The sequence below is a fragment of the Microbacterium terrisoli genome (assembly GCF_030866805.1).
Lineage (GTDB): Bacteria > Actinomycetota > Actinomycetes > Actinomycetales > Microbacteriaceae > Microbacterium > Microbacterium terrisoli.
In genome coordinates, this window is record NZ_CP133019.1 from 208,474 (window position 1) to 220,859 (window position 12,386).

The following is a 12,386-nucleotide window of genomic DNA, read 5'->3' on the forward strand; positions in this document are numbered from 1 at the left end:
GTGCCGTTCGGGTCGGCGGCGAGCTGTGTCACGGGGGGAGTCTCTGTTCGTATGGGTGTCTTTGCGCGGCTGCGCGCGCGACCGCGCACGATCGCCGCGGCCGGAGCCGTCACGGTGGCCGCCGTGGTCGTCACGACGTTGGCGGTCGTCTACCAGGGCAACCCGACGACACAGGTCGACCTGAACGACGGCAGCGTGTGGGTGACCAAGCAGTCGGCGCTGATGGTGGGCCACTTCAACGATCAATCGCGGGTGCTGGACGGCGGGCTTCGCACCGCCACCGACGACTATGACATCCTGCAGTCCGGCCAGACCGTGCTCATGCACGACGTGGCAGGGCATTCGGTCTCGACGGTGGACCCGTCGACGGTGGCCCTCAGCGGTTCGGCGAAGATCGCCGCCGGGGCGCAGGTGGCGCTCGGGGGTGAGACCGTCGCCATCCTCGACCCTGCGAAGGGTGCGCTGTGGGTGATGCCGGCGGCTGCGGTTGCCGCATTCACGCCGGGTGGAATGAAGCCTCAGGCCTCGCTCGGGGCCGGGGCGGCGGTCACCGTCGGCACCGACGGCACGGTCTATGGCGTGTCCGCGTCGTCGCAGACGCTGGTGACCGTTCCCGTGGACGCGCAGGGCGCGCCGCTGAGCGTGCAGCGCCAGAAGCTGGACGGACTGGGTGAGAGCGCCGAGGTGTCGGTGACGGCGGTGGGCACCGTACCGGTGGTGCTGGATGCCGCGTCCGGCGTCGTGCTGTCGGACGCGGGTCTGCGCGGCAAGGTCTCGGGCACCGACGCCGTGCTGCAGCAGCCGTCGCAGGCCGAAGACGCCGTTGCGATCGCCACCGCATCGGGCCTGGTGCGCGTGCCGTTGGACGGGTCGGCGCCGGCGGTGCGGGATGCCGGGGGCACGGGGATTCCTGCAGCCCCGGTGCGATTGAACGGCTGCACGTACGGCGCGTGGGCCGGCTCGGGCCGATTCGTGCGCGACTGCGCCGCCGAGACAGACGATCTGGCACGGGCGATTCCGGCACTGCCGGCGAACGCGCAGCTGCAGTTCCGGCAGAACCGCGATGTCGTCGTGCTCAACGACATCATCGGCGGCAGTGCGTGGCTGGCCAGTGACGCGCTGGATCAGGTGGACAACTGGGATGATCTGACACCGCCCAAGGGCGAGACCGAAGACAACCAGGAGCAGGTGACGCAGGACACCGTGCAGTCCACGCTGCCGAAGCGGTCGAAGAAGAACACGTCTCCGATCGCCAACCCTGACGGCTACGGCGTGCGTCCGGGGCGCACGACCGTGCTGCCGGTGCTCGAGAACGACACCGACGCCGATGGTGACGTGCTGACGGTCACCGTGCCCGAGGACGGTCCGCGTCTGGGCGAGCTGCAGGCGATCGACAGGGGGTCGGGGCTGCAGCTGAGCGTGCCCGCCGATGCGGCCGGCTCTGACGGATTCACCTACAAGGTCGACGACGGGCGCAGGGGAACGGACACCGCGCGGGTACGCCTGTCGGTGCATCCGTGGTCGCAGAACGAAGCGCCGCGGCAGTCGCGGGTGACGTCGCTGACGATGGAAGCCGGCGGCGTGCTCACCTACAACGTGCTGCCCGACTGGCGCGACCCCGACGGCGACAACGTGTATCTGAAGAGCGCCGAGGCGGCGCCTGGGGACGAGGTTCAGGCCACCAACGACGGGCGCATCACGTACCGTGCGCTCTCGGGCACCCTCGGCACGAAAGAGGTCAAGGTCCACGTCTCGGACGGTGAGAAGGTCGCCGACGGGACGATCCGGCTGACCGTGCGCCCCCGAGGCTCCACGAAACCGGTCGCCACGGCCGACCACGTGCTCGCGCGTGCCGGCCGCTCGGTCACCGTCTCGCCGCTGGTCAACGACTACAGCGCGGGCTCCCAGGAGCTGCGCCTGACCCGCGTCGAGGATGTCGCCGGCGCTGAGATCTCGCGCGACTTCCAGAACAAGACCTTCTCGTTCCGCGCCGAGGCCACCGGGACGTACTACGTGCAGTACCTGATCGCCGCGGGCACCGCGACCGCGGACGGCGTTGTGCGTGTGGACGTCATGCCCGATCGCGACGGCGATGCGCCGCCGGTCGCCGTGCAGGACACGGCACTGCTGCCCACGGGCGGCGACGCCCTTGTGAACGTGCTGGCCAACGACTCCGATCCGGCGGGCGGCATCCTGGTCGTCCAATCGGTTTCGGTGCCCGAGAGCGCGGGCATCTCGGTCGCCGTGCTCGGACACGAGACCCTGCGGGTCATCGACCGCGGCACGCTGGCCGAGCAGGTGACGATCGGCTACACGATCTCCAACGGCACACGCAGCGCGGTCGGTCAGGTCGTGGTCATCCCCGTGCCGGCGCCCTCGACCCTGCGCCCGCCGGCAGCCCGCGACGACACGGCGGTCGTGCGCGCGGGGGATGTCGTGACCATTCCCGTGCTCGAGAACGACATCGATCCGAACGGCGGCACGCTGCACGTCGCCCCAGACCTCGTGCCGCCGCTGGTCGAGGCGAAGGACGGCATGGCCTTCGTCTCGCAGAACACCGTGCGCTTCAAAGCCGGTGGCAACGCCGGCACGGTGCACCTGACATACGAAGCGGTCGATGCGACCGGGCAGAAGGATGCCGGGTACGTCACGATCCAGGTGCTGCCGGTCAGCGAGAAGACCAACCAGGCGCCCCGGCCGACCGATCGCACCGCCCGTGTGCTGTCGGGTTCGAAGGTGCGCGTGTCGGTGCCGCTGGACGGCATCGACCCGGACGGCGATTCCGTGCAGCTGGTGGGTCTGGCCTCCGCACCCGCGAAGGGACGGGTGGTTGCCACCGGCGCCGACTACGTCGACTACCAGGCCGACGGCGCGCTCGTGGGCGCCGACTCGTTCACCTACCGCGTGCGCGACCGTCTCGGCGCCGAGGCGACGGCCACTGTCCGCATCGGCATCGCCCCGGCCTCATCGGCGAACCAGGCGCCGTACGCGGTCAAGGACGCGATGGCGATGCGGCCGGGGCGAACCGTCTCCGTGCCGGCGCTGACCAACGACTCCGACCCGGACGGCGACCCGATCGGACTGGTCGCCGGAGGGCTGACGCTCTCGGACGCGCCCGGCCTGTCGGCGAAGGTGTCCGGCGATCGAGTCGAGGTGACAGCACCCGACCGGCCGACCGACACGTCGCTGCAGTACACGATCCAGGACGCGCGCGGGGCGCAGGCGATCGGCGTGCTGCAGATCACGGTGAAAGACGACGTGCCGCTGCTGCGCCCGATCGCGCGTGATGATCGCGTGCAGCCCACCGACATCGAGGACGGCCAGGTCGACCTGGACGTGCTCGCCAACGACGAGGACCCCGACGCAACGATCGCCGCGCTCACCCTCGCCGTCGTCGGTGGCCGGGCGAGGGTCGTCGGCGACCGTGTGCACATCGCGGTGACCGACCGCGCCCAGCTGATCGCCTACACGATCACCGATCAGGATGCGCAGACGGCGACAGCGTTCGTGTGGGTCCCCGCGCTGGCATCCGTCCCGCCGACGCTCGTGTCGACGACGGGCGTCACCGTGGGCAGCGGGCAGCGCGTCGAACTGCCGCTGGATGAGTATGTGCAGGTGGCCGGCGGAGGTGACGTCGTCATTACCGAGGCAGGCCGGGTCGCCGCCGTGCACGGCAACGGCGACCCGCTGGTCAAAGACCAGCGCACGCTGGTCTACACATCGGCGAAGGACTACTTCGGACCCGACGCGATCACGTTCGAGGTCACCGACGGCACCGGCCCCGACGATCCCCGTGGCACCAAGGCCACGCTCGTGCTGCCGATCACAGTGACCCCGCCCGCCAACCAGCCTCCGACGTTCACGAACGGGCAGCTGCGCGTCGCGCCCGGCGAAGCAGCGTCCTCCATCGACCTGCGGGCGCTGACGGCCGACCCCGACGAGGGCGACCTCGCGCGTGTCACGTACAGCCTGACCGGTGACGCACCGCGCGGCCTGTCCGCCCGTGTGCAGGGCCAGCGGCTCGAGGTCTCGGCCGATGCGTCGACGCCGAAGGGCACCGCTGTCGCGCTCGGTCTGCAGATCACCGACGGCGAGACGGCACCGGTCGCCGGTGCGGTCACCGTGACCGTGATCGCGTCTGCCCGGCCACCGGCCACCGCCAACGACGACGTCGTCCCCATCGCGCACCAGGGGGAGTCGGTGCGCGTGGACGTGCTGGCGAACGACGTCAATCCGTTCGCGAAGGACGGCAAGCCGCTGTCGATCACCGGTGCGGTGGTCGAGACCGGCCAGGGCGGGGCCGAGGTCGCCGGTGATCACGTGCAGGTGGCGCCCGACGAGGCTTTCGTGGGGCGCATGGTCGTGCGCTACACCGTGCAGGATGCCACGGCCGACCCCGATCGTCGGGTCGACGGGCGCATCATCCTGACCGTTCAGGGGGTGCCCGGCACACCGGGGCGGCCCACGGTCTCCAGCGTGCAGGATCGCACCGTCGTGCTCAGCTGGACGCCTCCGGTCGACAACGGCGCACCCATCACGGCCTACACCGTCGGTGCCGTCGGCGGCGGCTACAGCAGGACGTGCGAGGCCACCACGTGCACGCTGGACGGCTTGACCAACAACGTCGAGTACACCTTCACGGTCACGGCCACCAATGCGGTGGGCGACTCGCCCGCCTCCGCGCCGTCCGAGCCCGCGCGCCCCGACGCGCGGCCCGACACCCCCGAACCGCCGACCCTGGCCTACGCAGACCGCAGCCTGCAGGTGTCGTGGAAGACGCCGCCGACCCCCGGCTCACCCGTGGAGTCGTTCACCCTGGAGATCTCGCCCGCCCCGCCCTCGGGCATCGCCACGAAGTCGAAGGTGGTCGGCAACGAGCTGACGTGGGACGGCTTGGAGAACGGCGTCGCCTACCAAGTGCGCGTGCAGGCGCTGAACCGTGCACCCGAGCCGTCGAGCTGGAGCGCGTGGTCGGCCACCCAGATCCCGGCCCGCGCGCCCGAGGCGCCCGCCCGTCCCAGCACCTCGATGCTGGACCCGGTGGGTTCGCAGGCGCAGATGCAGGTGTCGTGGACGGCGCCTGCCGACAACGGGGATGCCGTCTCGGGGTACGAGCTCGCCGTGATGCGGGGCTCGTCGACGCTGCGGACCCTGGCGCCGGCGGCCGGGGCGACCTCGCAGGCGGTGGTCGTGGACACCTCGACCACGGACTACACGTACAGGTTGCGCGCCCGCAACAAGGCGGGCTGGGGCGCGTGGAGTCCGGTCTCGGCCGCGCGTCGCGGTGTCATCGCTCCGGGCGCTCCGGGCACGCCGTCGGTGAAGGAAGGCGATCGCTCCCTGGCGGTGTCGTTCGCAGCCGCCGAGGGCAACGGTGCGACCAGCGGTGAGATCCGCTACCAGTACTCCGTCAACAACCAGGCCTGGTCGGGCAGCTGGACCGGCACGAGCGGCACCATCTCCGGGCTCGTCAACGGCACCGGGTACACGGTGCGGGTGCGTGCGGTCTCGACCGTCGACGGCACTGCCTACCCGGGGACGGCCTCGCCGGCGTCGGCGACCAAGACCCCGTACGGGACGCCCGGCACCGCCGGTGCCAGGGCCTCGGCCAGCGGCACGAGCATCACCTACTCGTGGAGCCCGCCGGCACCCAACGGCCGGTCGATCACGGGTGTGCTGGTCAAGATCGACGGCGGCAGCTGGGTGATGAAGCCGCCGTCCGGCAGCACGTCGGGCTCGTACGGCTACAGCCAGACGCACACGATCGCGGCCAAGGCGGTCGACTCCCTGGGCAACGAGGGTCCGCAGGCGACGGCCTCGGCCACCACGATGGCCAAGCCGAAACCGCACGTGTGGGCGGAGAAGGGCGTGCGGCATGACGTCACCGGCTGCACGGCGAGCAACTGCTACAACGCGATCCTGCACTGGGAGAACTGGGACGGTCCATCCAACCCGACCGTGTGGTGCGCTGCCGACGGTGTGTCGTCCAAGTGGAGCGGCCACAAGGTGAACATGGGTTCGGCGTCGGGCACCTGGCAGTCGCAGTGCGCGTACGGGGGCGGGGCGGGCGGCCACCAGCGGTTCTGGTTCGTGATCGACGGGTGGGGCAACTCGGACCCGGTCTCGTGGTGACGGTCTCGGCAGGCCTCGACATGGGGAAAGGTCCCCATCGCCCTTCTCGGCAACCTCCTTTAGGGTGCTAGAGGCGGGTTGCCCACCGGCATGCTCCCTTATCCCCCTGGTCACGTCCTTTTCCGTCCCTGAAGGGTCCCTGCTCGTATGAGTCTGTGTGCACGGCGGCGCGCACGGCGGCGCGCTCGCCCGCGTGTGATCGCATCGGCAGCAGCCATCACGGTGGCAGCCGTCGTCATCACGACGCTGGCGGTCGTCTACAAGGGCAACGCGACCACCGAACTGGATCTGAACGACGGTAGCGTGTGGGTGACCAAGCAGTCGGCGCTGATGGTGGGCCACTTCAATGATCAGTCTCGGGTGCTGGACGGCGGGCTTAGCACCGCCACCGGCCAGTACGACATCCTGCAGTCCGGCCAGACCGTGCTCGTGCACGACGAGACCGGCCACACGCTGGCCACGGTCGACCCTGCCACCGTCGCACTGAGCGGTTCGGCCAAGATCGCCGCGGGCTCGCAGGTCGTGCTGGGCGACAAGACCGTCGCCGTGCTGGGCACGACCAAAGGATCTCTGTGGGTCGTGCCCGCCGGCGGTGTCGACGCGTTCGCACCGGCGCGCACAAAGCCGCTGGCCACGCTCGGACCGGGAGCGGCCGTCACGGTGGGCACCGACGGCACCGTCTATGCCGTCTCGCCGAAGAAGCGCACGCTGACCACCGTCCCGGTCGACGCGCAGGGCCAGGCGACCACGCCCGAGACGGCGAAGCTGCCGGACCTCGGCAAGAACGCGCAGGTCTCGATCACCGTCGTCGGCACGACACCGGTCGTGCTGGATGCCGCGACCGGTGCCGTGCTGTCGGGTGCAGGGCTGCGCGCCAAGGTCACGGGAACCGGCGCGGTGCTGCAGCAGCCGTCGGCGGACGATGCCGCGGTGACGATCGCGACGGACGCGGCGCTCGTGCGGGTGCCGTTGGACGGGTCGGCCATCACATCGCAGAACGCCGACGGTACGGGAGTGCCGGCGGCTCCGGTGCGGCTGAACGGCTGTTCGTACGCGGCGTGGGCCGGCTCGGGCCGCTTCCTGCGCGACTGCGACGGCACCACCCACGACCGTGCCGCGCAGATCCCCGGTCTGCCGGCCGGCGCGCACCTGCAGTTCCGGCAGAACCGCGACGTCGTCGTGCTCAACGACATCATCGGCGGCAACACGTGGCTGGCCAGCGATGCGCTGCAGCAGGTGGACAACTGGGATGATCTGACCCCGCCCAAGGGACAGACCGAAGACAATGACGAGCAGGTGACCGAAGACACGGTGCAGTCCACTCTGCCCAAGCGGTCGAAGCAGAACACGCCCCCGATCGCCAATCCCGACGACTACGGCGTGCGTCCGGGACGCACCACGATCCTGCCCGTGCTCGAGAACGACACCGACGCCGACGGCGACGTGCTGACGGTCACGGTGCCCGGCGGGGATCCCCGGGTGGGCACGCTGCAGACGATCAACAACGGGTCGGGTCTGCAGCTGGCGGTGCCCGCCGAGGCGACCGGCACCGGCAGCTTCACGTACAAGGTCGACGACGGTCGCAAGGGAACGGCGACGGCCAAGGTCTCACTGACCGTGCACCCGTGGAGCACGAACGCGGCGCCCGCGCAGAAGCGCACCACATCGCTGACGATGGAAGCCGGCGGCGTGCTCACCTACAACGTGCTGCCCGACTGGCGTGACCCCGACGGCGACAATCTGTATCTGAAGAGTGCCCAGGCCGCGCCCGGCGACGAAGTGCAGGTCACGAACGACGGGCGCATCACGTACCATGCGCTCTCGTCCACGCTCGGTCGCAAAGACGTGAAGATCTATGTCTCGGACGGTCAGAAGGTCTCCACCGGCACACTGCGGCTGGACGTGCGCCCGCGCGGATCGACCGACCCGGTCGCCACCGCCGACCACGTCATCGCCCGTGTCGGTCAGAGCACCACCGTCTCGCCGTTGGTCAACGATTACGCCGCGGGATCGCAGGAGCTGCGCCTGACGCGTGTCGGCGAGGTCGCCGGTGCCAAGATCGTCCCGGACTTCCAGAACAAGACGTTCTCGTTCCGTGCCGACGACACGGGGACGTATTATGTCCCGTATCTGATCGCCGCCGGCAGCGCGACCGCCGACGGCATCGTGCGCGTCGACGTCGAACCGGCCGCGGACAGCGATCAGCCGCCCGTGGCGGTTCAGGATGTCGCGACCCTGCCGGTCGGCGGCGACACGCTCGTGAACGTGCTGGCCAACGATTCGGACCCCGCCGGCGGCATCCTCGTGGTGCAGTCCGTCGACGTCCCCGCAGACGCCGGCGTCTCCGTCGCGGTGCAGGGGCACGAGACGCTGCGGGTCACCGACCAGGGATCGTTGGCCGACCAGATCACGATCGGCTACACGATCTCCAGCGGCACCCGCAGCGCGACCGGCCAGGTGGTCGTCATCCCGGTGCCGGCGGCATCCACCATCCGTCCGCCGTCGGCGCAGGACGACACCGCGATCGTGCGGGCCGGTGACGTCGTGACGATCCCGGTGCTCGACAACGACAGCGACCCCAACGGCACGAAGCTGCACGTCGCGCCCGATCTCGTGCCGCCGCTGGTGGATGCGAAGGACGGCCATGCGTTCGTCTCGCAGAATACTGTGCGGTTCACCGCATCCGACAAGCCCGGCACGGCGTACGTGACGTACGAAGCGGTCAACGCGAGCGGGCAGAAGGATGCCGGCTACGTGACCATCCAGGTGACCCCGCTCAGTGCCAAGTCGAACCAGGCGCCGCTGCCGCGCGACCTGACCGGGCGGGTGCTGGTCGGAACGACGACCCGCATCCACGTCCCGCTGGACGGCATCGACCCCGACGGCGACTCGGTACAGCTGGTCGGACTTGCCTCGGCGCCGCAGAAGGGCCGCGTCGAGGTCGGTCCGGACTACCTGGACTACCAGGCCATCGGGTCGACCACCGGCGAGGACTCCTTCACATATCGGGTCCGAGACCGGCTCGGCAAACAGGCCACGGCCACCGTCCACGTGGGCATCGCTCCGGCCTCGACGACGAACCAGTCGCCGTATGCCGTGAAAGACACCGTGATCATGCGGCCCGGGCGCCAGGTGGCAGTTCCCGTCCTCGCGAACGACTCCGATCCCGACGGCGATCAGTTCGGACTGGTGCCCGACGGGCTGACCGTGCCCGACGCGCCGGGCCTCTCGGCCGAGGTGCGGGGCGATCGCGTCGTGGTCACGGCGCCGAACGCCGAGACCCAGACATCCCTGCAGTACACGATCCGCGACGCGCGTGGGGCCACGGCCACCGGCGTGCTGCAGATCTCGGTCGACAAGGACGTGCCGCTGATGGCACCGATCGCCCGTGACGACCTCGTGCAGGCCGACCAGATCAAGGACGGCTCCGCCACCCTCGACCTGCTGGCCAACGACGAAGATCCCGACGGCACGACCGACGCGCTGACGGTTGCCGTCTCCGACGATGCCGTGACCCGGCAGTCCGACGGCACGTTCCGGGTCCCGGTGACCGACGCCGAACAGCTGATCATGTACACGGTCACCGACCAGGACGGCCTGAAGGCATCCGCGTTCATCCACGTGCCGTCGCTGGCCACGCTGCCTCCCGCTCTCATCTCCACGAAGGCCGTCACCGTCAAGAGCGGCCAGAAGATCGAGCTGCCGCTGCGCGACTACGTCCGGGTCTCGCGCGGCAACGGTGCCGTGATCACTGAGGCAGGCAACGTCTCGGCGCTGCACGGCAACGGTGACGACCTCGTCAAGGACGGGTCGACGCTGGTCTACACGTCGGCCGAGCGCTACTTCGGCCCCGACGCGATCACGTTCGAGGTCACCGACGGCACCGGCCCCGATGACCCGCGCGGCAACAAGGCGACGCTCGTGCTGCCGATCACGGTGACCCCGCCCGACAACGAGCCGCCGACGTTCACGAACGGCCAGGTGAAGGTCGCCCCCGGCGAGGACGCCTCGTCCCTCGACCTGCGTGCGCTGACCACCGACCCCGACCCCGGCGACCTCGACGCGATCACCTATCGCGTCTCGGGCGGCCGGGCAGGGCTCACCGCTCGCGTGGACGGTCACACGCTCGATGTCAGCGCCGACGCCTCTACTCCGAAGGGCACTGTCGGTCACTTCTCGATCGAGATCAGCGACGGCCACAACCCGGCGGTCACCGGGACGGTCGACGCGGAGGTGACCGCCTCGACCCGGCCGCTGGCCGTGGCCACCGACGACGTGATCGACCAGGCCGACCAGGGCAAGACCGTGCGGGTGGACGTGCTGACCAACGATGTGAACCCGTTCGCCAAGGACGGCAAGCCGTTGAAGATCGTCGCGGCAGCCGCCGAGGCCGGTGACGCCACGGTCGAGATCGCCGGCGACCACCTGCAGATCACACCGGCCGCATCGTTCGTCGGGCGTGCGGTGATCCGCTACCGCATCCAGGACGCCACCGGCGACCGCGACCGCGAGGTCGAGGGCCACGTCCTGATGACGGTGCAGGGAGTGCCCGCCGCCCCCGGCACACCGACGGTCTCCAGCGTGCAGGACCGCACTGTCGTGCTCAGCTGGTCGCCGCCCGTCGACAACGGCGCCGCGATCACGCAGTACACGGTCTCCGCCGTCGGCGGCGGCTACACGAAGGTCTGTCAGGCGACCACGTGCACGCTTGACGGGCTGACCAACAACGTCGAATACAACTTCCGCGTGGTGGCCACCAACCGGGTGGGCGACTCGCCGGCCTCGCCGGCCTCGGCGCAGGCGCGCCCCGATGCGCGTCCCGACACACCGCAGGCCCCGACGCTGGCCTTCGGCGACCGCAGCCTCAAGGTCGCCTGGACGACGCCGCCGACCCCCGGTTCACCGGTGCAATCCTTCAACCTCGAGATCTCGCCGGCACCGCCGTCGGGCATCGCCGCGAAGTCGAAGGTGACCGGCAACCAGCTCACCTGGACCGGCCTGGAGAACGGCGTGGCCTACCAGGTGCGCGTGCAGGCCGTGAACCTCGCGCCCGAGCCGTCGAGCTGGAGCACGTGGTCTGCCACCGAGATCCCCGCCCGCGCTCCCGGCGCACCCGGGCAGCCGACCACGTCGATGCTGGCCCCGGTCGGCTCTCAGGCGCAGATGAAGGTGTCGTGGGCCGCGGCCGCCGACAACGGCGACGCCGTGTCGGGGTACGAGCTCAGCGTCATGCGCGGGTCCTCGACGCTGCGCACGATCCCCGTCGCCGGCGACACGACCTCGCAGGCGGTGGTGGTGGATGCTTCGACCACCGACTACACCTACAAGGTCCGTGCGCAGAACAAGGCGGGCTGGAGTGCGTACAGCCAGGTGTCCGCGCCGCGCCGCGGCGTGGTCGCCCCCGGCGCCCCCGGGACTCCGACGGCCGCGCCGGGCGACCGGCAGATCGCGGTGACCTATGCGGCAGCGGCCGGCAACGGGGCGCAGAGCTCGGAGATCCGCTACCAGTACAGCGTGAACAGCGGTGCGTGGCAGGGCGACTGGTCGGGAACGTCGAACACCATCACGGGTCTGTCCAACGGCACGACCTACAAGGTGCGGGTGCGTGCGGTCTCCACCGTGGACGGCGCGACCTACACCGGGCCCGCGTCTGCATCGTCGGCGGGCGTCGTGCCGTTCGGCGTGCCGGGCACGCCGGGCGCCTCGGCCAGCGTGAGCGGCACGAACATCACGTTCAGCTGGAGTGCGCCCTCGAACAACGGCGCCGCCATCGACCAGACGCGCGTGCGCTTCGACGGCGGTTCGTGGCAGAGCGAGGCGAACAGCGGCTCGAAGACCAAGTCCTACGCCTATTCGACGACCCACAAGATCGAGGTGCAGGCGCACAACAAGGCCGGATGGGGGTCGATCGGCACGGCCCAGGCGACCACGGCAGCCGCGCCCAAACCGAAGGCGACCGCGGACACGGTTCCGGGCACGAGCGTGAGCAACTCGAACTGCTCCACGTCCACATGCGCCTACGTGGCCGTCAAGACGGCGAACTTCCCCGCCGGCAGCTACACGGTCAAGGTGCACACCAGTGTGGGCGATGAGCGCACGTACTACAACTTCGGCCTGCCGGCCAACGGCACCACGAACACATCGTTCTACTTCGGCTACCCGGGCGAGACGGTCCAGATCGAGATCGTCGGGTGGGGGTACGCCACCCCCGTGAGCTGGTACTGAGCGAGAACGTGGCATCACGACAAGGAGCA

2 protein-coding genes are annotated in these 12,386 nt (G+C 70.2%); both read left to right on the forward strand.

Translation table 11 applies throughout. The features are described from left to right. The first annotated feature begins 51 nt into the window (after positions 1–51). A complete protein-coding gene (locus QU603_RS00940) occupies positions 52–6,132 on the forward strand; it encodes an Ig-like domain-containing protein (RefSeq protein WP_308492628.1) in 6,081 nt (2,026 codons plus the stop codon). A gap of 195 nt (positions 6,133–6,327) precedes the next feature. Continuing rightward, positions 6,328–12,357: an Ig-like domain-containing protein gene (locus QU603_RS00945; RefSeq protein ID WP_308492629.1), complete on the forward strand. Its 6,030-nt coding sequence runs from the start codon at positions 6,328–6,330 to the stop codon at positions 12,355–12,357. Positions 12,358–12,386 lie beyond the last annotated feature (29 nt).

Coding starts and splice junctions, on each gene's coding strand:
- QU603_RS00940 (WP_308492628.1), top strand. CDS start 52: ATGGGTGTCTTTGCGCGGCTGCGCGCGCGACCGCGCACGATCGCCGCG.